Raw genomic sequence first — 20,562 nt, 5'->3', positions numbered from 1 at the left:
GTTGGCGGATCGCTGTTGGCGCGGTGCAAGGGGCGAGAGACCCCCGGATCAAGTCCGGGGGAAGGCGGCAGTGGGTGGGGTGCATCGAGGACGGGTTGTGCGACGGCGGAGGTTGAGCTGGGCAGGTCGGCCAACCTTTATTTGTACTCGATCAGTGCCGAGGGGCGGCGAGCGAGGCGGAGGAAGTGGTATTTCAGGATGCCCTGCGTCTCGGCAAATTTGGCAAGCATGAAGAAGGCTGGATCGCGCCAGTTGGGGCTCCGGGATGAACCAGACCGGATTGCCTGTCGAATAAAGGAGGCAGGATAGGCCAGTAGCAGGGCGCCGAACCAGGGGCTGACCAAGGCACCCAGAATTGCCGTTGGTGCGAGAGCGGCCCAGGCAAGGGCGCGTACGGTATTTCGCCGCCAGATGCGCCGGGGGGAGCGGCGGTGCAGAAGCGAGACTTCAGCGAAGGCATGGCCGGCGCGGACCGATCTTTGCCACCATTGGCGGAAATGGAGGATGTTGGCGTCATGGAGGGTCATTTCGCGGGGCAGCCGCCAGATCTGCCAGTTCTGTTCGCGCAGGCGCAGGCATAGTTCGGGCTCTTCGCCGGCGATCAGGCTGGAGCGGAAGCCGCCAACGGCGCGGAAGCGGTCCACCCGCACGAGGAAATCGCCGCCACATTCGAGGATGGGGCCGAGCGGGCCGTCCCATTCCCGGTCGCACATGGCGTTATAAGTTGAGTGGCTTGGGTGCTTTTCCCGCCTGCGGCCACAAACCAGGGCAATCTCGGGCTTTTCGAGCAGGATTGCCTTGGCAGCACCGATCCAGGCCGGATCGAGCGTGCAATCCCCATCGATGAACTGAACGAAATGGAGGTCGGGCCAGAGCTGCAACAGCGTTTCGACCCCCGCATTGCGGGCGCGCGCTGCTGTGAAGGGGATGGCTCGACTGAGATTGACGATTTGCGCTCCAGCCAGGGCGGCATTGGCCTGGCTGCCGTCGGTTGAACCGGAGTCGACATAAACGGTGCGGCGGACCAGGTCGCCTAATGAGGCAAGGCAATCCAGCAGGCGCGTGCCTTCGTTGCGGCCTATGACGACGATCCCGACATCAGATGCTTTCATTTGCCTGTCTCCGCGTGCGATGGGCTAGGAAGTCCCGAACCAAAAATGGCGGGTCCTGGTTGGGCTTTTGCGCAAGCCGCTGCCGAAGGAGCCAGATGGCCTGGCCGGCCATCCAAGCCAGGTCAACAGCTGCCCTGCCCCAAGGCGAATGGTGTTTTTGGAAGTATCGGTTGCGTGAGTTGAACCAATAGGCGGGGCGGCGGCCGAGTCTTGCTCCCCTGGCGCTGACGCCGGTGGCTTGCCCGCAGAGATGAACAATTCGGCTCGCTGGAACCGTCCAGCATTGCCAGCCCCTGCTTGACGCGCGGCGGCAGAAATCCAGCTCTTCGTAGTAAAGGAAATATTCTTCGTCCAAGCCGCCGATGTCCTGGAACACCTCCTGCCGAACCAGCATGGAGGCTCCCGAAATCCACTGGGCGCGGCTCGGTTCGGTGCCGAGCGGCAGGACCACGCACCAGGGCCCAAGCAGTCTCGTCAAGGGACCGAAGCGCGCTTCTCCCTCCAGCTCGCCGAGAGCTGTGGGGAAGCGGAACGAGCAGGCCTGTTTTGTGCCATCGAAATCTTCAAGCGAGCTGCCGACAATGCCCGCCTCGGGGTGCTCATCGAGGAAATTGGTCAGGGCGCCGATAGCGCCAGGGCGGACCACTGTGTCGGGATTGAGGAGCAGGACAGCCTTTGCCCTGCCCCATAGATCATTTGCCGCCTCGATGGCCCGATTGTTGCCGAAGGCGAAGCCACCATTTTCGGGCAGTTCCAAGAACGCGATGCGCTCACCCCAGCCATTCCCCGAAATAGCCGATGTAATTAGCTCGCTCGATTTATCGCCCGAGCCACCATCGACAACCATGATGCGGGCATCGGACGGCAAAGAAGGATCTGCCATGACCGATGCCAGACAATTCACGGTCAATGCGCCGGTTCGGTAGTTAACAACAACAATGGTCAAATCGTGCATATCAAACCAGTATGAGGATAGAGCCAGCACAATCAACTATTGCGCCCGATCAAGCCGCAATAGTTCTTTTGATCTCCTGGGAAGTTATTTGACCATTATTTTGGCTGTTTATGGTTTTGGGGAACAAGAGTGCAGCGAAGAATGGCCCTGTCTCTTCTGATTTCGGGACTATCGCTGCCGCTGCTTGGCTGCCAACAGGGGCCGCGGGCGGTGCTTTCCCGCGAGGAGGCTGAGGCCCTGTATCTGCAGCCGCCTGCCAGACCGGGGGGGAAGCAATCCGTCTTTCATCTGGGGCATAGTCTTGTGGGGCGGGACATGCCGGCCATGCTGGCGCAACTGGCCGGCACTGGGCATGTGTCGCAATCGCAGCTGGGCTGGGGTGCTTCGCTCAAAGCTCATTGGCACGACGAGGTCGCGGGTTTTGCCGAAGAGAACGCCCATCCGGCTGCCCGACCTGTTTTTGAAGCAATCGACAGTGGCGGCTATGACGCTGTGGTCTTTACCGAAATGGTCGAGATCAAGGACGCTATTCGCTACCAGCAAAGCGCGGATTATCTTCATCGCTGGGCGGGCCGCGCCAGGGAAGCCAATCCGAACGTTGCCCTTTATTTATATGAATCCTGGCACAACATAAACGATACTGAAGGCTGGCTTCTCCGTATCGAGCGGGACCTGGCGCGCTATTGGGAAAACGAGATCCTGCTTCCCGCAGTCCGCGCCGATGCCGGGCCCATCTACGTTATTCCGGGCGGGCAGGCGCTGGCCGCAACAATCAAGGCCGTGATGGCGCGCGGCGGGGTCGATGGCGTCTGGCGGATCGAGGATTTCTTCGCTTTAGCGGCGGATGGCTCGCAGGACACAATTCACCCCAATGATCTAGGTGCCTACGTCATCGCCCTCACCCATTATGCGGTTCTTTACCAAGCCGACCCACGCGGCCTGCCCCATGAACTCAGGCGTGCCGATGGCAGCAAGGCGATGGCTCCGGGTCCCGCGCTTGCGGAACTGATCCAGGAAGCGGTTTGGGCAAGTGTTACGGGCTACGACAAAACGGGGGTACGCGCATGAGTGCCGCAGCTAGGATAAGCAAATTGGGGCTGCTAAAAATGTGCGCCACCATGGTTGTTTCGTTGATTGTTGCTCTTCTTGAAGCGCCGTCAGCCCTTGCCCAATCAAGCTACAAACTTCAACCGGGCGACGCGATAGAAATATGGATGGCACAATATAGCGATTTGACGCGTCAGGTTACACTCGCACCTGACGGGTGGATATCGCTGCCTCTTGCCGGGGCAATGCAGGCCCAGGGCATGACGATAGAGAACCTGCAAATCGCCTTGGTGGAGCGGCTCCAACCTTTCTTCAATGACGATGTCGGGCTCAACGTATCGCTGGTTCCAAGCGAGCGAAACCAGCCCAGCATTTTTGTTGCAGGCGATGTTGAGACGCCCGGGCTCTATCAATATCGGCCCGGCATGACCGTGCTGCACGCCATAAGCGTTGCGGGTGGAATTTACCGGCCGACGATGACGCCTGCCGATCAGGATCGTTCAATGGAGATCGAGAACCTGCTTGCCAATGGCGAGAAGCGCCTGAGCGAATTGAACATCATCATCGCTCGGCTCAATGCACAAATCGCTGGGGAGACTGAATTCACGATCCCCTCCGGTGTAGAGGCTGCCGATGTTGCAAGCTTCGTAAGTCGGGAACGGGCACTTCTCGCTATGCAGAGCAATAGTGTGAGGTCACAGCAGGATGCTTTGCTGAGGATGACCGCCATCAATGAGGACTCCATCGCTGCAGTCAAGGATCAGATCAGCAGTGTCGAGCAGCGCATCGGCCTCGCCAAGGAACGAATGAGCGCAACGGCGACGCTGGTCGAGCGAGGCGTGGTGCAAGCCTCATCTGTTCGCGAAATCGAGGTGAATATCGTGGAAATGGAAGGTTCGCTCAGCCAGTTGCGAACAACCCTGGCGATGCAAAGGGCAGCCATATTGACTGAGCAAAACCGGGTCGACCTGCTGACCCAGGATTTCCAGCTCGGGCTGACGACCCAGCTGAGTGCTGTCGAGCGCGAGCGCGAAGAACTGCGTGAGGAGATGGCCAATTATCACGAAACTATGGAGCTCTACGAGCCTGCCGCGACGGCCGGACAAAGCAGACTTCGCTATGAGATCATCCGCCCAACAGAGGGCGCGAGCTTGGATGTGGATGCAACCGAGCAGACCATGATCCTGCCTGGAGACCTGATCCGGGTTTCCAGAAGCACGCTCATGCCGCAGCCCATTTTGCCTGTTCTTGAAGCGCCTTCGGCGCCCGAGGCGATATCCGGCACTTCGCCGGTGGCATCAAGCGAGCCATCCTGAAACTGGTGCCGGTCATGAAAAACGAACTCTTTCTGCTTCGCTATTATTGGAGCCTGCTGCTGCGCTATCCCTTGCGCTGGCTCGTGCCCATGCTGGCCGTGATCGCCATTGGTGGTTATGTGGTGATGCAGGAGCCGCGGAGCTATGTTTCGGTGGCGCGGGTGGCTACGCAGTCACCGCCCGTAACGGGATCGCTGGTGCAATCCACCGTGCCCAGTGAACAGCTGCAATCTCTTGAGCAACGGGTGTTCTCACGCGAGAATCTCGTGGCCTTGGCACAGAGGCTGGGCCAGTTCACGGATGGTGCCGGTCTCACCGATGCGCAGATTGCCGAGGCGATGCGGCGGCAGATCAATCTGCAGGTGACGCCGACCAACCCCAACAATCCCGCATCCAACTCTGCTCTCATGACGGTCCGCTTCGAGGCTGCGACAGCTGAAGGGGCTGCACGGGGTGCTAGCGAAGTCATCGGCATGCTGGTTGCGGGAAATCGCGACACGCGCATGCTTGAAGCGGGCGAAGTGCGGGCGTTTCTTGAGCAAGAAGTACTGAAGCGGCAACAGCAAGCCAACAACGCTAGAAGGGAGATGAACGTTTTCGTCGCGCAGAACGAAGCACTGCTGCCTAGCCGGCTCGTCATGTACACCTCGGAAGTGCAGGAATTGCAGCAGGAATTGCAGACGATTCAACTTGCCATGGCGACACTGGCCGCAGATGGACGCGTGATCGAAACGCAGCTGGCATTGGCGAGCAGATCCGCCTCCGGCGAAAATAGCCAATTGGCCGCGTTGCGGCTCGAGTTATCAAACAAGCAGACGATCTATTCCCCGAGTCACCCCGACATCATTTCACTGCGGTCACGCATCGGTACTTTGGAGGCGGCGATGGCAAGACCGGACGCTCACGAACCGGCGCCATCGCCAAGGGCCATGACGACAGACGGGATAAGTGCGGCGCTTCTGAGCGAGCGCGTTGTTGCCGTCCAGGAACAGCGGGCCGAGTATGAGGCACGCCGCGCCCGTATCAATGAGCGGCTGGTGGCACTGCGCGGCACGATTGCCGAGATGCCGGGCGTGGAATCGGAATTCTTGGCGCTGCAGCGTCGCTATACCCTAGCCGAAGAAAACCTGGCTGACATGCAGCGCCGCCTCGATACGGCCCTGGTGGGCGAGAGGCTGGAGGATGCCCAGGTCAACTCGCAGATCAGCGTGATCGACAAGCCCGATGTGCCTGTCTATCCCGCGGGAAGCGGGCGGGTGCGGTCGATGTTGATCGTGGCCGCGCTTGGTGTGGCGGCGGGGCTTGGCACTTTGCTGGGGCTCGATGTTCTTGGGGGCAAGATCAACAGCAAGCGTGCGCTCGAGCCTATTCTTGAAGGTGGCGCCTTGGTGCTTATTCCGGACTGGAAGCCGCGGCGAGCTTGGCTGGGAGGGGTGGGCCTGGTGGCGCTTGTGGCGCTGATGGAGCCCGGCGCGTCGGTGTTTTCGCTTGCTGGATTTGTGACGCTCACCGGGTGAGCGGGAGGTTTGTGATGGAAGGTTTCATGAGTGCGCTGGCTCGTGTGGAGGATCCGGTCTTGCCCGAGCCGGAAAGCCCGCCCGTTGCGAGCAGTCCTCCACACAAGGTGAGCGAGCGGGTGATTGCCCTTTCGCCGCGCAAACTGAAGGCGAAAAGAGTGGTGAGTTTTGATGGTGCAGACGAGATCACGCGCTCCTTTGATGTGTTGCGCAATACATGCATGAAGGATCTGGCGCCTCGCGTGGCGAACCGCCCCATGATCGGGGTTACCTCGCCCAGCGCGGAATCGGGGGTGTCGACGACCGCGATCAATCTGGCCTTTTCCCTGGCGCGGCTCAAAAAAGGGAACGTGCTGCTGGCCGATCTGGCGCCGGCTGACCAGGGGTGCTGGCGGCAGCTGGGGCTGGGGCGCAAGGATGTCGAGTTCTGCTCGGAGCATGACCGGATCGTGCCAATGCAGATTGCCGGCCTGACGGTGCATGGAACAAGCCTTTTGCCGGTGATCGAGGGCCGATCGGGCGCCGAGATCGAAACAGCGTTGCGCGATTGGGGCACGAGGATGCGGCGTGAGCTGGGGCCGGTCAGCATCGTGCTGGATGTGCCTCCCCTGTTGAGCGATGAGCGGGCCGCCCATTTCATGTCTGAGCTCGATTTGGTGGTTCTGGTGCTGGCGACCAGCAAATCAAGAATGGCCGATCTCGATACCTGCCGAAGCTATCTGCATGGGGCGACCAAGGTGCAATTGGTGCTCAACAAGGCCCGCAGCTATGACTTCTAGCCAAGGGGCGGTTCGGCCACATGTATGAGCGCCATTTTGGGCTGCAGACACTGCCCTTCTCGATTCTGCCCAATCCGCGCTTCCTGTATCTCGGGCGAAGCCATCAGATAGCCTATGCCATGCTCGAATATGGGTTGGTGTCACAGGCCGGCTTTACCGTGATCACAGGGGCGATCGGTTCGGGCAAGACAACCCTGGTGCAGAAGCTGGTCAATTCCGTTCCGGGCAAGCCCATTGCCCTAGGCCTTATCAGCACGACATCGATTGGGTCCGGCACGCTCATGGAATGGATCATGATGGCGTTTCGGCAACCCTTCGAGGGGCTGTCCTATCCCCGCCTGCATCGCGATTTCTCGGACTTTTTGCTGCGCATGGCCGAAAGTGGCAATCGCGTCGTGCTGGTGATTGACGAGGCGCAGAACCTGCATGCGGATCGGCTGGAAGAGTTGCGCATGTTGTCCAACCTTAATGTGGACCGCATGATGCTGCAGCTGGTGTTGGTGGGACAGCCCGAATTGCGGCAGATTCTGCGCGCGCCGCATATGCGGCAATTGTCGCAAAGGGTTTCGTCCGACTTCCACCTCGAGCCGCTCGCCCGGGCCGACGCCCTGCCCTATTTCACCCATCGCCTCGATGTGGCGGGCAGTCGGCGAAGCATTTTCACGCGCCCTGCCATGCTACAGATTTTCGATTATGCGCAGGGCACGCCGCGCTCGATCAATATCGTGGCAGACAAATGCCTGGTTTATGGATTTGGCGAGGGAGCCAACAAGGTCGGCCGAAGGATCGTGGGCCGGGTGATCAGCGATATCGAGCAATATGGCCTTTACAACCCGGCCGAAAATCCGCTGGGCGAAGCGCCGCCGGCTGCCGCCTGTATCGAGGCCTAGCGGCCGCGCACCCAATAGCCAGCCGAAAGGGGCGGCAGCTTGGTTAGAAGTGCCACCAAGGCATAAAAGGCAAAGCCCGTTGGATCGATCCGGGCGAGTTGCAACAGCCTGGCCCGGGATTTTCCTTCATTGCCCAACAATTGGGGGTAGAAGCGCATGATCTCCTGAACGCCCCTGTCCTGGCGGCGGCGCACGCGGACCAGATTACCTGCACCCTCCACCATGGGCCAGGTGAAGCCCGCCCGGACGGTTGTGCGCTCGGAAGGCGTGAAGTGGAGGCGCACAAAAGTGTCGTCGGAAATGATGGGCGGAAACTTGGCCCAGCGGGCGCGGCCGGATCGGTTCACCGCAAAGACGCCGCATCCGGCGCTACCATCGGTTACAAAGGGCAATCGGCTCCAGAAGCGCGCATAGGTGCGGGTAGCCCAACTTCGTGGCGGGGCGATCTTGAGGGTGCCGGTGGCATAGGCGGGCTCCAGGCCCGCCAGGGCGCGGGCGAGTTGATCGAGCAGTCCAGGCTCAACAATCACGTCCGCATCGATGTAAACGCGGATCTCGCCGATGGCATAGGTCTCGCCGACATTGATGGCGTTGAGCTTGTTGCCCTCCGCCAAATCGAGCACCAGAAGATCCACATTGGCCTGCTCGGCAGCATCGGCATAGCTGCGGGCGATGTCGGCTGTGCTGTCCAAACAGCCATTGGCGACGATGATCAATTGCCAAGGCGTTGGACGGGTGAAGGCGCTACTGAGTAATGCCTCGATGCAACGCCCGATGAGACCTGCCTCGTTGCTGGCCGGAACAATCACAGAAAGCATGAAGATTCCCCGCTTGCCGGTCCATTATCGGCCAGGCTCCCCGCCCAAAGAATTGCCTGAGAGCGCTGCTGGGGGAACTCAATCCAACGATTGAGCAGACTGCTTGCGGCCCAACGGTGCATCTTCAGGGGCATTTGTGGGCGAGGCCGGGAATAGTAGTTATGGGCAAATTGAAGTTCGTGCTTATCGGCGACGAATTCCTGACGCTGAAATGCGCAGAGATCCTGATCGATCGGGGTCATGAACTTTTGGCGCTGGTGTCGTCCGCGCCGAGAAGCCAGGCCTGGGCTGCACAAAACAATGTGGGGGTGATCAGCTCGCTGGCCGAACTGCCGACGCACTTTGCTCCGCACGCGATGGATTGGCTGCTCAGCATTGCCAATCTCAAGATCATCGATGCAGCGGTACTGGCCCTGCCCCGCTTTGGCAATATCAATTTCCATGATGGTTTGCTGCCGCGCTTTTCAGGGCTCAATACGCCGAGCTGGTCGTTGATCGAGGGCAGCGCTGAGCATGGGGTAACGTTTCACCTTGTGAGCGGCGGCATCGATGAAGGCGACATTCTGGGGCAGCGCAGCTTTACCCTGGCACCGGATGACACGGCGCTGACGCTCAATGCCAAGTGCATGGAAGCGGGCATCGCCTGCTTCGGGGAGCTGGTCGAGCGCCTTGAAGACGGGGTGCCGCAAGGTGTGGCCCAGGATTTGTCGCAGCGCCGGTACTACGCCAAGAAGCAGCGGCCAGATGCGCTGGGCACGCTGGATTTTTCGATAGGTGCGGAAGAGCTGTCCCGTCTGGTGCGGGCACTTTCCTTTGGGGATGGCTACAAAAACCCGTTGGTCACCCCCAAGATATGGGCTGGCGGGGAGGTCTTCTGTGTCACCGGGCTTGAAGTATCCCAGAACCGCAGCAGCGCGGCCCCTGGCACAATCCTGTTTGTTGCGAATGGGGCGGTATCCGTTGCGACGGCCGACTTGGACGTGCGGGTCACCACCAAGCGCGGTGCGGATGGGCGTCAGCTGGGCCAGATGGTTCAGGCAGGGCAGATCCTGGGGCTTGAGCCGGCTATGCGGGACGCCCTTACGGCGGTGGCACAGGGCGCGATTGCCGGAGAGGACCGGCATCGCGCAGCAATCGCGAGGGCAGTCGATATTGAACTGCCGTTTGTTGCAGAAGGGAAAGGCGGAGGGGCTGTTCAGTCGCTGCCGCTGAACCTAGCGGGCCAGAACACAGTGGAACTGGTGGCAGCGTTTTTTGCGCGGCTGACGGGGCAGGAAAGCCTGTCGCTGGCCTATGCGAATGGAAAATTCGCTGCGCTGAACCGGGAGTTCCCGGGCTATTTTCTCCCCAGTGTTCCGCTCAATCTCTCCCCGGTGGTCGATGCGCCAGTGAAAGCTGTCCTCGCCGGACTGGAGACGGCTCTGCAGAGGCTGCGCGAGAGTGCGCCGCCACTTGTGGACCTCCTTGAACGTGAGCCTGGGCTTTCCAAGCCTAAGCTCAGCATCGGCATTTGTGATGGCGGTGAGGCGCTCCCGGTAGAGGGATGTGCGGCGACGATTGCCATCAATGATGGCGGAGCGAGCCTGCTTTATGTCGATAATCGTCTTTCCACCGGGGATGCGCAGCGTCTGGCCGGTTGGCTGGAGGTGTTTGCGGAAGCAGTGGCAGCGGATGGGGATCGGGCCCTCAAGCTTGTGCCGATCCTTGCCAGCAAAGATCTGCATGAGCTGCTTTGCCAACGCAACGCAACGGGGCTGGATTACAATCGCGAAGCTTGCGTGCATCAGATGATGGAGCAACAGGTGGATCGCACGCCGGAGGCCGTTGCCCTTGCCTGTGGCGGTCGGGAGCTGAGCTATCAGCAGCTCGACAGCGCTGCCAACAAGCTGGCCTCCGTGCTGATCCAAAGGGGGGTGCAGGCAGGGACGCTGGTAGGGCTGCACCTGTCGCGCTCGATCGAGATGGTGGTGGCCGTCTTGGGCATTCACAAAGCCGGGGGCGCCTATGTGCCGCTGGACCCCGAATTTCCCGCTGACCGCATCCGCTACATGGTTGAGGACAGTGATGCCCTGCTTGTGGTCACCGACCGGCGACATGCCGGAGGGCTGTCCCTTGGCGCCGACAAGCTGGTGTTGATCGAGGATGTGCTGGCCGGGCCGGAAGCAGCGCGCCCGATAGCAAGCGTGACCGCACGCGATCTGGCTTATGTGATCTATACTTCGGGTTCGACCGGGCGCCCCAAGGGGGTGATGATCGAGCACGGCAATGTGGTCAATTTCTTTGCCGGCATGGACCAGCGCATTGCGGTTGATCCGGCGGGCGACAATGTGTGGCTGGCGGTGACCAGCTTGTCCTTCGACATTTCCGTGCTGGAGCTATGCTGGACGCTAACGCGGGGCTTCAAGGTTGTGCTCCATGTGCGTCAGGCGGCGGCTGTTCAGCGGCGCGCCTTACCGAGGCCGGTGGAGTTCGGTCTATTTTATTGGGGCAATGACGAGGGCGTCGGGCCTGCGAAATATCAGCTGCTGCTGGAAGGCGCCAAGATTGCCGACCAAAATGGCTTTAATGCCATCTGGACGCCTGAGCGGCATTTCGGTGCCTTTGGCGGGCCCTACCCTAACCCGGCCGTGACGGGGGCGGCCGTTGCCGCCGTTACCAAGAACCTTTCCATTCGCGCCGGCAGTTGCGTGCTGCCGCTGCACCATCCAGCGCGTGTCGCAGAGGAATGGGCGGTGCTGGATAATCTGAGCAATGGCCGCGTGGCGCTGTCCTTTGCATCTGGCTGGATGCCAGAAGATTTCGTTTTGCGGCCTGAGAATGCGCCGCCGAACAACAAGACGGCTCTGACGCGGGACATCGACATTGTGCGGCGGCTCTGGCGCGGTGAGAAGGTGAGCTTTCCTTCGGGCACAAGCGAAGTGGCCGTGGTGACGCAGCCGCGGCCGATCCAGAAGGAGTTGCCGATCTGGGTGACCTCGGCGGGCAATCCCGAGACGTTCCGGGAGTGCGCACGTCAGGGCGCGCACCTGTTGACCCATTTGCTGGGGCAATCGGTGGAGGAGCTGGCCGAGAAGATCGCCATCTATCGCCAGACGCTGGCCGAGCTTGGCCATGATCCCTCGCAGTTCAAGGTCACCTTGATGCTCCACACATTGCTGGGCGAGGACCGCGAAGCTGTGCGCGAGCGGGCGCGGCAGCCGATGAAGGATTATCTGCGCAGCGCAACGGCGCTGATCAAGCAATATGCCTGGGCGTTTCCGGCGTTCAAGCGACCGGAAGGCGCAACGCAAGCCATGGATGTTGATCTGCGTTCGCTGAGCGAAGAGGAGTTGGACGGCATTCTGGACTATGCCTTTTTACGCTATTTCGAGGATAGCGGCCTGTTCGGAACGGTAGAGGATGGGTGGGCGCGTATCGAGCAGCTGGCAGCTATTGGCGTTGATGAAGTTGCGTGCCTGATCGATTATGGCGTGCCGACGACCAAGGTGCTCGAAGGGCTGGAAACATTGTCTCAGCTGGTGCGGGAGGTGCGTGGCGCTGCCCCGGCAGGAACAGAGGCGGAAGGACTGGCGGCAGAGGTGCACCGGCATGGGGTTACCCATCTGCAATGCACGCCTTCGATGGCGATGATGTTTCTCTCCTCGGATGAGGATCGGGCGGCGCTGGGGCAGATCAAGCACCTGTTTATTGGCGGGGAGGCGCTGCAAGCCTCGCTGGTGCGGCAATTGCGGGCCGCGACGGGGGCCAGCATCGAGAACATGTATGGACCAACCGAGACGACGATCTGGTCATCGACGCTGCTCGTGCCGGACCAGGCGAGTGGCGTGGTGCCGATCGGCACGCCCATCGCCAATACGCAGCTTTATGTGCTGGACGGCCACGGGCAGCCCGTGCCCATGGGCATACCGGGCGAATTGTTTATCGGCGGCGATGGGGTGGCGCGGGGTTACCATAACCGGCCGGATCTCACCGAGGCGCGGTTCTTCCCCGATCCGGCGACCGGCGGGCGAATGTACCGGACAGGGGATCTGGTGAGCGTGGATCCGGATAGCGGGCAGATCAGGTTCATTGGCCGTACCGACTTCCAGGTCAAGGTGCGCGGCTATCGCATCGAGCTGGGCGAGATCGAGACGGCCATCGGGGCCTTCCCGGGGATCAAGGAAAACGTGGTGCTGGCGCGCCGGGACGATGAGGCGGATGTGCGGCTCGTGGCCTATCTGCGGCTCGTGGGGGGAACGCTGGATGAGGAGGCGTTGCGAGCGCATCTGGCCTCGGCGCTGCCGCCCTATATGGTGCCGAGCCATTTCGTGGTGATGGACGCTTTTCCCCTGACGCCCAACCTCAAAGTGGATCGCAACCAGCTGCCGGCGCCCATAGCGCAGGCTGTTTCGGCCGCGCCGGTGGAGAGTTCCGCAGAGGTGCCGGAAACGGATGCGCAGCGGGCTGTGTCCGACATCTTCAAGCGCACGCTTGGGCTGCAGCAGGTGGGCCCCAACGAGAATTTCTTTGCGCTGGGCGGGCACAGCCTTTTGGCCGTGCACATGCATCGCGAGCTCAAGGGCAGTGTTGCACCGGATTTGGCGATAACGGACATTTTCCGGTACCCGACGGTAGCGTCGCTCGCGCTGCGGATTTCGGAGGCGGGACAGCCCGATGTTCGCCTGACGGGTGCAGCGCAGCGGGCTGCGGGACGGCGCAATGCGATGGCGGCTCGATTCCAGGCCAATGGAGGCTAGCTTAGCCAAAGCGGTCGGTTTTGAACGGCTCCAGGCCATGGCGGAGGGAATGGTTCCCCGAGGCGTGGCCGTGGTTTGCCGAGATCCAGACGGGGATGTTGGGGCGCTCTTTGCCGAGGAGCGCCTTGCGATCGGCAGGGCGGTTCCGCGTCGGCAGGCGGAGTTTGCGGCTGGGCGGATGGCGGCACGCGAGGCCTTGGGGATGCTTGGGCAGCCTCCCCTTTGCATTCCCGCCGGGGCAGATCGGGCTCCGGTCTGGCCGCAGGGTTTTGCGGGCAGCATTTCGCATTGCCGGGGGGCTGTGGTGGCGGCAGCGGTGCGGGGTGGAAGCCATATCGGGATTGATGTGGAGGAGGCTGTTCCGCTCGAGGATGAGCTTTGGGATACTGTTTGCACGCCCAAGGAATTGGAATGGCTGAAGGCGCAGGGGGGGCTTTGGGCCAAGGTAATCTTCTCGGCCAAGGAGGCGGTCTACAAGGCGCAGTATTCGATCGCGGGCCGCGTGCTGGAGTTCAGCGAGGTGGAGCTTACGCTGGATCAGGCGGGGTGTTTTTCCGCGCGCGTGCTGGTCGACAGCGCTTTGGCCGTCGAGGGGCGGTTCGGGATCAGCGACGATTTCGTTCTTTCCTTCGCTAGGGCGCGAAGACTTTAGGTCAGCCCTCGCTGCACAGCCGGTTGTAGCCGCCTTGCCAGTAGACCAGGGGGCTCTGGGTGCTCTTGGCCAGGACGTTGACGACCCGGCCGATCAGGATGGCGTGGGAGTAACGCGGCAGGGCTTCTTCCAGATCGCATTCGATCACGGCCAGCGCGTCGAGCAGATAGGGGACGCGGCCTGCGCCCATTTGCCAATTGGGATCGATATAGCGGTCGATGCCCTTGACGCCGCGACGGCCAGCGAAGGTTTCGGCGATTTCCAAATGCGTTGCGGAAAGGATGTTGACCGCGAAGCGCCGGCTCGTCTGGATCAGCGGCCAGTTGGTGGATTCACGATTTAGGCTCACCAGCAGCGTGGGGGTGTCAACCGAGAGGGAGACGACGGAGGTGGCGGTGAAGCCGGATGCTTGGCTTCCCGTGCCCACTGTCACCACGCTTACGCCGGCGGCCAGATTGCGCATGGATTTCTTGAAGTCGCTGGCGACCGATGATTGCGCCTGCCTGAACTCGATTTCAGGCCAATGGCTGTCCGCACCGCCGGCTGTATCGACATCTCGTCGCATGAGTCACCCTTAATATTAGCACCAATCAGCGCGCCGAATGATGGTGGGCTGCTGTGGACAGCTTCGCAATACATCCATCGATGGTATGCGTGAGCGACTGATCTGCGATGTAGCGGCCGGGCAAATAGCTAATGGGGTTGATGGTGTCCTTGAGGACACGAAAATAGGCTGACCCTACGGCAACTACGAGCAGGTTCTCCTGTCATGATCACCCGCCCTCGGGTTCTCCCAATTGCAGTGACCTGCAATGCACGATGGGTCACCGGCCGGTCGGTCGGGGAGACCTGATTGATGCCGAATAGCTTTGCCTATGTTATGCTGTCGATCTGGCCACTCGTGGTAGTTGCATTGTTTCGGCGACTGCCGCTAGAGCGGGCATTCATCTGGACGATCCTGGGCGGCTATCTGTTCTTGCCACCCGTTGCCTATCTCGATGTGCCACTTTTTCCTCCTCTGACCAAGCACGCAATCCCCGCGCTATGCGCTTTGGTCGCTATCTGGATGCATCAGGGGCACATGCCGCGGCTGCTTCCCCATTCCATGCTTGCCAGGCTCGCCTTGACCGTCTTCATGTTCAGCGGTGTTGGAACTGTTCTGACCAACACAGACCCGCAGATCACAGGCGTGGTCTATCTGCAGCCCATGGCGATGATCGAGGTGATCATCGGCATCATCTCCCAATTTCTGGTCATCCTACCTATGCTCCTTGCGCAGGATATCCTCAGGCGCCCAGAGCATATCCGCGAAGTCATGCTTGCATTGGTGATCGCCGGGTTGCTGTATTCTGTTCCCATGTTGATAGAGGTCCGGCTCAGTCCACAAATCAACGTGTGGATCTACGGCTTTTTTCAGCATTCCTTCCAGCAGATGATCCGGTATGGCGGGTTCCGTCCGATCGTCTTTCTGGAGCACGGGCTTTGGGTGGCCTTGTTCGCCTTCATGGCCGTGGGTTCCGCTTTCACAATGCTTCGAAAAGAGGCAACGCGGCGGGCTGCGTATCTGGCTATGGCCTTATACCTCGCGCTGGTCCTGGCCCTGTGCAAGAGCGCGGGGTCGCTGCTCCTTGCGGCGTGCTTTGTGCCACTCGTGCTGTTCGTCGGCCAGCGCATGCAGATCCGGATTGCGGCCATTCTTGCTTTGATCGTGATCTCCTATCCCATGCTGCGTGGAGGAGGGTTTATTCCAACCGAAACGATCCTGAGCCAGACCACTGCAACGGACGTGGATCGTGCCCAATCCCTGGAATTTCGCCTGGTCAACGAAGACATGCTTCTGGATCGCGCAGCGGAACGACCCGTGTTCGGTTGGGGCGGTTGGGGGCGCAATCATTTGCACGATCCCGTAACGGGCAGAACCCTGACCACTGTAGACGGGCTGTGGATTGGCGCTATCGGGAGCAGCGGATGGGCGGGTTACCTGGGCTTGTTTGGTCTGTTGACCCTTCCGCTCTTCTTGCTCGCGAAACAGGCTGGATCCCTCGATCTTGGCAGGGCTGTTTACGTCGCACCGCTCGCGCTACTGCTTAGTTTCAACCTGGTCGACCTGATCCCCAATGCAACGCTGACGCCCGTCAGTTGGCTGATCGTGGGCGCCCTCTTAGGCTATGCCGGCAAGCAGGAATATACCGCCAAGACGGTGCTGGACATCGAGCGACCCGCCCAACCGGCGCCTTGGGCGAGGGAGCGACCCAGTGTCGCCTAAGCCTGATGCGACGTGTCTGTAGCGCATCGCTCCTGCGAAGGACCCTACCGATTTGGTTATATGCCGGCGCAGATACAGAACAGTAGATAGGTCGCGACGTTCGACCGAATAGGGAATGTTGTCGATAGGAGTTCCTGCCCTATTGGCCCAGTCTCTACGTGGCAATGGAGACACTACCATGATGAAGACTGGAAGCCTGTTCGCCATTTTCGTGGGCTTGATTTTGAGCTGCAATGTAGCGCTCTCGCAAGATATAGCTGGTTCCGCGGTGCTCCCTGAGGATAGTTGCGGATTTGAACCCCCTGCCGTGCGCAGTTTGCGGACAAACTCAGAGGACCCGGGTACGACACAGGCGTCTACAGAGCTCACCAATCCCAGCCTCGGCTTCGGGCTGGCTGGCATAAGTGATTACAGCCCCCAGCAGCCCTTCATCGACATCATGAAGTCCTCCCGCACCTGGGTCGGCCATACCAGCTCGGAATGGGGTGCTTGGCAGCACGAAGACTTTTTGGAGGCCGGCTATCTGGACGGCAATGGCTGGTTGAAATCCATGCCGCCCGACATTGTCGCCGTAGAGACGCTGTTCCTCACGATCATGCCGGCAGAGGGGACATGGGTGAAAGGACGATACCGGCTTAGCTATGAAGGAACCGGCCGGATTTACGTCAAGTCCATGCTCCGTGACTGGGAAGGCTCCGATGGGGAAATCTGGTTCGAAACGGAACCTGGGGGAGCACAGACAAGTGTCGCCATCACCCAAACCGATCCCGCCGGAACGGGCGACTACATCCGCAACATCTCCATTGTCAAAGAGGAGCACATTGCAGCATTCGACGCAGGAGAGGTGTTCAACCCATATTGGCTGGAGCACATACGCAATGCTCGCCTGGTGCGCTTCATGGACTGGATGGCGACAAACAATTCAACCCAGTCGGAATGGAGCGATCGTCCCAAACCGTCTGACTACACCTACAGCCTTCGTGGAGTACCGTTGGAGGTCATGGTAGCGCTCGCAAACAGGATTGGCGCTGACCCATGGTTCAACATGCCTCACCCTGCAACGGACGGGTACATGCGCTGCTTTGCTCAAGGCGTACACCAGTTGCTGCGCCCGGACCTGAAGGCCCATGTGGAATTCTCCAACGAGGTCTGGAACTGGGAATTTGAGCAAGCGCAGTGGGCAGAGGACCGCGGGATGGAGCGCTGGGGAGAGAGCGACACATATGCCCAGTTCTATGCCGTGCGTTCCCTTGAGATGGCCCGCATTTGGGATGACGTTTACGGCGCCGATGCGGACCAACGATTAGTCAAGGTCATAGCCACGCAAACGGGTTGGCTTGGCCGTGAAACCGACATTCTGGCGCCCCCGCTGTGGAACCAGGAAGATCCGGCTCAAAACAATGATCTCGCCGCCCATTTCGACGCCTATGGCGTGACCGGCTATTTTGGGTACGGTCTGGGCGACAGCAAGGAGGCGCAGGTACGGGAATGGATAGCCGAGAGCCTCAGGGACGCGCAGGGTCGGAGCGCTGCCATGGGACTGCCGGGTACGGCTCAGACCAGTTTTATGAAGGAGCACCGCTTCGATCGCGCAATTGAAATTGCCGTCCAGGACCTTAGGGACGGTAGTGTCACCGGTCAGAAGGATGGCACTCTTGCCGATTATCTGGAAAATGCCCTGCCTTACCAAATCAACATCGCGCGGACACACGATCTCGGCCTCATCATGTACGAAGGCGGCACGCATGTAGTGGGTATTGGCCATGTTGCGCATGATGAAGAGATCACCGCGTTCTTTGTCGCCCTCAACTATTCCGAACAGATGGGCGCACTCTACCGAGACCTGATGGAGGGCTGGAAGATAGCAGGCGGCACTGTTTTCAACATTTACCTTGATGTTGCTGGACCCGGAGCATGGGGAAGCTGGGGCGCACTGCGGCATCTGAACGACGCCAATCCTCGATGGGAGGCCATAACGGCGTTTAATGAAAAGCAACCTGGCTGGTGGGAAGAGCGCCCTGCAGGCACTTTCATTGGACAGCCTTAACGCCGAATGCCAGTGGCAGGGCGCTCAGGCGGGACTGCTGTTTTGCAAGTAAAAGCTTTGCAGGAGGTCCCAGCTGGCATAGGCCACCAATAGTCCGCAGGCGAGGGCAAGCAGCGTGAAGAGCAGGTCGTGCAACGGGTCCCATATCCGGTGCTTGCGGGCCAGCCAGATGAGGGAGAAATGCCCGATTGCGCCGCTGATGCCTAGCCCTACAAGAGCCCCAAAGAGTCCGGCCCATTCGCATCCCATAATCAGGGACATGGTTTGCACCGATCCCCGGAAAGCAACGACCAGGAAGAAATTACGTGAGTCACCGGCTGCAAGGGCGCCCCGGTCATAGGTCAGCCCCATCGCAAATGGCAGGCTGCCAAAGGCAACCATGACCACGATGGCTGCTGCACCCAAATAACGATCATCATAAAGAAATTTCACCATGGGCTGGCTCACCAGCATGATGAAAACCAGCAGGGCCATGACCATGCCTGTCAGGCCGAAACGCATCAGGCGCAGCTTGCGGGCACTTTGGGCGTTCGGGTCGTCCAGGTATTCCCGATAGAGCGGAACCAGAACCTTGCTGCCAATGGTGATGGACAGCACCAGCGGGGCCGCCGCGAGGAACTGGCCGACATTGTAGATGCCGAGCATTTCCAGCGAGAGATAAAAACCCAGTACCAACCGGTCGCCCTGCCCGAGCATATAGCCGAAGGCGGTGCTCAGGATGATCCACTTGCCGAAGTGGAGCATTTCGCGGGCTGCCGATGGATCTATTCGGAAGCGACTTCCCTGCCCCGGTAGCATCACGTTTGCAAGCACAAGCCGGATCACCGCTCCAAAGAGCAAGCCGATGACCAGCGCCCACACGGACGGATAAATCAAGACGCAGGCTATGGTGGAGAGGATTGTGCCGATCTGGGTGAGCAGGTCTAGCTGGACGACACGGCCGATCATCAGATGTCGTCCCGCTGTTTCAAGACGGATGGGATTGAACCCCGAAATCACCGTTGAAAGGCTGGCGACCGGAACAAGATAGAACAATGACGGCTCGGCGTAGAATACGCTCAGCGGCCAAGCCAGAGCCGTAACGACGACGAAGATAAATACCCCGCGCAGGATCTGCATGCTCCACGCGGTATCGAGGAACTCGGGGTCATCTCCCCGGCGACTTTGCGAGACCGATACGCCTATACCCACATCCGAGAGCATGGCGACGCCAATCATGAGCACCGTCACAAGGGACATCAGGCCGAAGGCTTCAGGAAACAGGAGCCTGGTGAGGACGAGATTGGAGGCGAGGCGGATGAATTGGGACAGGATGTGCCCCGCACCGGCCCATATGGAGCTGCGCAAAGCGCGCGCAAACAGGCCATGCCCCTGCAAAGCCATTCGCATTGTCTGCAATCTTGACGGCCGACCTGGTTGGATGGTGATGCGGCTGATCTGGTTCATCTGCAAACAACCATCCCGCGGTACGCCGTTATCGGGGCCGTTCGCGAGACGGACGCCTTCAGCCACAGGACGGTTGGAGCCTGACCTAGTTGCCGAGGATCGACCAAGCTGCTGAATCCGGGCTGGCGAGCATTGCCGCATTCGCGGATATTGAAAATGTTGGACACCGGTGACCTTGGAAAGGATTTATGTTGTTCCAGTCACTTAGCCATTGACCACAAGTGCGCGGAATAGGCCCTACGCTCTATTTCTGGGGGATCAGGACTAGTCCGGCGACAGCGATACGGGCGGCTTTGATCGTTAGGTAGCCATGTCCAGAGATGGGTCGGAACAAGGTGTTTGCTCTTTTCCGAAAGGCTGAGCGGGTGATGAGCGCTCTGTGAGTTTAGCTGCGATGCGATCGGCCACTCTAAGGGCATTGGCAGCGATAATCAGGCTGGGGTTGATGCCGGTGGATGTCGGCATGAAGGATGCGTCAGCCACATAAAGATTGTTGACACCATGGGCGCGGCAATCTGCGTTGAGAACGCTGGTTTGCGGGTCGTTACCGAACCGCAATGTTCCGCAGACGTGGGCGAAGTTCAGCTCAGGCTGGAAGCTTAGGAAGACGGTTTTAAGCCCTTTGAGCCCCTTTTTGATCAATCGCCGGTATTCGGCTTTGCGGGTCCGAAGCTCGCTTGACATTGTGTATTTGAACAGGATCCGCTCGGGATCGTCAGGGTCATAGAGGACTTGGTTTTCCTCATAGGGGAAGTCTTCCATGATCCCGGCGAAGATACTGGCCTGGCCAAAGATCAGGGTGCCGAGATAGGCAGGTATGCGAAGAAATGGCTTAAAAATGCGAAACCTTCGCAACAAAGAGCGATCAAAGACACTGGTTAAGTGGCCGACGATCTCACCGTAGCCGGCATTGAGGCCCATGGCCTGGAATACGCCGTAGCGTTGCGTCTTGCTAGAGTAGAAATCCCGAAGTGCCAACGC

15 protein-coding genes are annotated in these 20,562 nt (G+C 60.0%); 9 read left to right on the top strand and 6 right to left on the bottom strand.

Going from position 1 to position 20,562, the window contains the following annotated elements:
* Positions 1-137: 137 nt before the first annotated feature.
* Positions 138-1,112, bottom strand: a complete 975-nt coding sequence (locus tag DDE77_RS00410; RefSeq protein WP_108395460.1) for a glycosyltransferase family 2 protein — start codon at positions 1,110-1,112, stop codon at positions 138-140.
* Entirely contained in the window at positions 1,099-2,067 is a 969-nt protein-coding gene (locus DDE77_RS00405) for a glycosyltransferase family 2 protein (protein ID WP_108395459.1), read from the bottom strand. The genes DDE77_RS00410 and DDE77_RS00405 overlap by 14 nt, the downstream gene beginning before the upstream one ends.
* Positions 2,068-2,208: 141 nt before the next feature.
* On the opposite strand from DDE77_RS00405, the gene DDE77_RS00400 reads away from it, so the two are divergent.
* The 5 genes from DDE77_RS00400 to DDE77_RS00380 are packed head-to-tail and all read left to right on the top strand — an operon-like array spanning position 2,209 to position 7,616.
* Entirely contained in the window at positions 2,209-3,135 is a 927-nt protein-coding gene (locus DDE77_RS00400; RefSeq protein ID WP_108395458.1) for a hypothetical protein, read from the top strand.
* A complete protein-coding gene (locus tag DDE77_RS00395; protein ID WP_108395457.1) occupies positions 3,132-4,430 on the top strand; it encodes a polysaccharide biosynthesis/export family protein in 1,299 nt (432 codons plus the stop codon). Before DDE77_RS00400 ends, DDE77_RS00395 begins: the two co-directional genes overlap by 4 nt.
* Before the next feature lie 14 nt (positions 4,431-4,444).
* Complete coding sequence (locus DDE77_RS00390) at positions 4,445-5,947, top strand: GumC family protein (protein WP_108395456.1); 1,503 nt, start codon at positions 4,445-4,447, stop codon at positions 5,945-5,947.
* A gap of 26 nt (positions 5,948-5,973) precedes the next feature.
* Positions 5,974-6,726, top strand: a complete 753-nt coding sequence (locus DDE77_RS00385) for a P-loop NTPase family protein (RefSeq protein ID WP_157959575.1) — start codon at positions 5,974-5,976, stop codon at positions 6,724-6,726.
* A 20-nt stretch (positions 6,727-6,746) separates the two neighbouring features.
* Positions 6,747-7,616 carry an ExeA family protein gene (locus DDE77_RS00380; RefSeq protein ID WP_108395454.1) on the top strand — a complete coding sequence of 290 codons (870 nt, stop codon included), beginning with the start codon at positions 6,747-6,749 and terminating at the stop codon, positions 7,614-7,616.
* On the opposite strand, the gene DDE77_RS00375 is transcribed toward DDE77_RS00380, so the two are convergent.
* Positions 7,613-8,434, bottom strand: a complete 822-nt coding sequence (locus tag DDE77_RS00375; protein ID WP_108395453.1) for a glycosyltransferase — start codon at positions 8,432-8,434, stop codon at positions 7,613-7,615. The genes DDE77_RS00380 and DDE77_RS00375 overlap by 4 nt on opposite strands.
* A gap of 161 nt (positions 8,435-8,595) precedes the next feature.
* On the opposite strand from DDE77_RS00375, the gene DDE77_RS00370 reads away from it, so the two are divergent.
* A complete protein-coding gene (locus DDE77_RS00370; RefSeq protein ID WP_108395452.1) occupies positions 8,596-13,170 on the top strand; it encodes a MupA/Atu3671 family FMN-dependent luciferase-like monooxygenase in 4,575 nt (1,524 codons plus the stop codon).
* A gap of 37 nt (positions 13,171-13,207) precedes the next feature.
* On the top strand, positions 13,208-13,822 hold the full coding sequence (locus DDE77_RS00365; protein WP_170116449.1) for a 4'-phosphopantetheinyl transferase family protein: 615 nt from the start codon (positions 13,208-13,210) through the stop codon (positions 13,820-13,822).
* Position 13,823: 1 nt separating this feature from the next.
* Here DDE77_RS00365 and DDE77_RS00360 read toward each other — a convergent pair whose 3' ends face one another.
* On the bottom strand, positions 13,824-14,387 hold the full coding sequence (locus DDE77_RS00360; RefSeq protein ID WP_108395450.1) for a flavin reductase family protein: 564 nt from the start codon (positions 14,385-14,387) through the stop codon (positions 13,824-13,826).
* 291 nt (positions 14,388-14,678) lie between these two features.
* Here DDE77_RS00360 and DDE77_RS00355 point away from each other — a divergent pair, with 291 nt between their 5' ends.
* The gene (locus DDE77_RS00355) at positions 14,679-16,088 is read left to right on the top strand and encodes a hypothetical protein (protein WP_108395449.1); all 1,410 of its coding nucleotides are present in this window, start codon (positions 14,679-14,681) and stop codon (positions 16,086-16,088) included.
* Positions 16,089-16,266: 178 nt separating this feature from the next.
* Positions 16,267-18,135: a hypothetical protein gene (locus DDE77_RS00350; RefSeq protein WP_108395448.1), complete on the top strand. Its 1,869-nt coding sequence runs from the start codon at positions 16,267-16,269 to the stop codon at positions 18,133-18,135.
* A gap of 24 nt (positions 18,136-18,159) precedes the next feature.
* Here the strand turns inward: DDE77_RS00350 and DDE77_RS00345 are convergent, their stop codons facing one another.
* Complete coding sequence (locus DDE77_RS00345) at positions 18,160-19,518, bottom strand: oligosaccharide flippase family protein (RefSeq protein WP_108395447.1); 1,359 nt, start codon at positions 19,516-19,518, stop codon at positions 18,160-18,162.
* Positions 19,519-19,881: 363 nt separating this feature from the next.
* Positions 19,882-20,265 carry a GMC oxidoreductase gene (locus DDE77_RS20175; RefSeq protein ID WP_425430720.1) on the bottom strand — a complete coding sequence of 128 codons (384 nt, stop codon included), beginning with the start codon at positions 20,263-20,265 and terminating at the stop codon, positions 19,882-19,884.
* Positions 20,266-20,562: the final 297 nt, after the last annotated feature.

Source organism: Devosia submarina (genome assembly GCF_003056345.1).
Classification (GTDB): Bacteria; Pseudomonadota; Alphaproteobacteria; order Rhizobiales; family Devosiaceae; genus Devosia; species Devosia submarina.
This window is presented reverse-complemented; position numbering and strand designations above follow the sequence as displayed.

Excerpts from the sequence above, each read along its gene's own strand:
- DDE77_RS00410 (WP_108395460.1), bottom strand. The coding sequence starts at position 1,112 with ATGAAAGCATCTGATGTCGGGATCGTCGTCATAGGCCGCAACGAAGGC.
- DDE77_RS00405 (WP_108395459.1), bottom strand. The coding sequence starts at position 2,067 with ATGCACGATTTGACCATTGTTGTTGTTAACTACCGAACCGGCGCATTG.
- DDE77_RS00400 (WP_108395458.1), top strand. The coding sequence starts at position 2,209 with ATGGCCCTGTCTCTTCTGATTTCGGGACTATCGCTGCCGCTGCTTGGC.
- DDE77_RS00395 (WP_108395457.1), top strand. The coding sequence starts at position 3,132 with ATGAGTGCCGCAGCTAGGATAAGCAAATTGGGGCTGCTAAAAATGTGC.
- DDE77_RS00390 (WP_108395456.1), top strand. The coding sequence starts at position 4,445 with ATGAAAAACGAACTCTTTCTGCTTCGCTATTATTGGAGCCTGCTGCTG.
- DDE77_RS00385 (WP_157959575.1), top strand. The coding sequence starts at position 5,974 with ATGAGTGCGCTGGCTCGTGTGGAGGATCCGGTCTTGCCCGAGCCGGAA.
- DDE77_RS00380 (WP_108395454.1), top strand. The coding sequence starts at position 6,747 with ATGTATGAGCGCCATTTTGGGCTGCAGACACTGCCCTTCTCGATTCTG.
- DDE77_RS00375 (WP_108395453.1), bottom strand. The coding sequence starts at position 8,434 with ATGCTTTCTGTGATTGTTCCGGCCAGCAACGAGGCAGGTCTCATCGGG.
- DDE77_RS00370 (WP_108395452.1), top strand. The coding sequence starts at position 8,596 with ATGGGCAAATTGAAGTTCGTGCTTATCGGCGACGAATTCCTGACGCTG.
- DDE77_RS00365 (WP_170116449.1), top strand. The coding sequence starts at position 13,208 with ATGGCGGAGGGAATGGTTCCCCGAGGCGTGGCCGTGGTTTGCCGAGAT.
- DDE77_RS00360 (WP_108395450.1), bottom strand. The coding sequence starts at position 14,387 with ATGCGACGAGATGTCGATACAGCCGGCGGTGCGGACAGCCATTGGCCT.
- DDE77_RS00355 (WP_108395449.1), top strand. The coding sequence starts at position 14,679 with ATGCCGAATAGCTTTGCCTATGTTATGCTGTCGATCTGGCCACTCGTG.
- DDE77_RS00350 (WP_108395448.1), top strand. The coding sequence starts at position 16,267 with ATGATGAAGACTGGAAGCCTGTTCGCCATTTTCGTGGGCTTGATTTTG.
- DDE77_RS00345 (WP_108395447.1), bottom strand. The coding sequence starts at position 19,518 with ATGGCTTTGCAGGGGCATGGCCTGTTTGCGCGCGCTTTGCGCAGCTCC.
- DDE77_RS20175 (WP_425430720.1), bottom strand. The coding sequence starts at position 20,265 with ATGTCAAGCGAGCTTCGGACCCGCAAAGCCGAATACCGGCGATTGATC.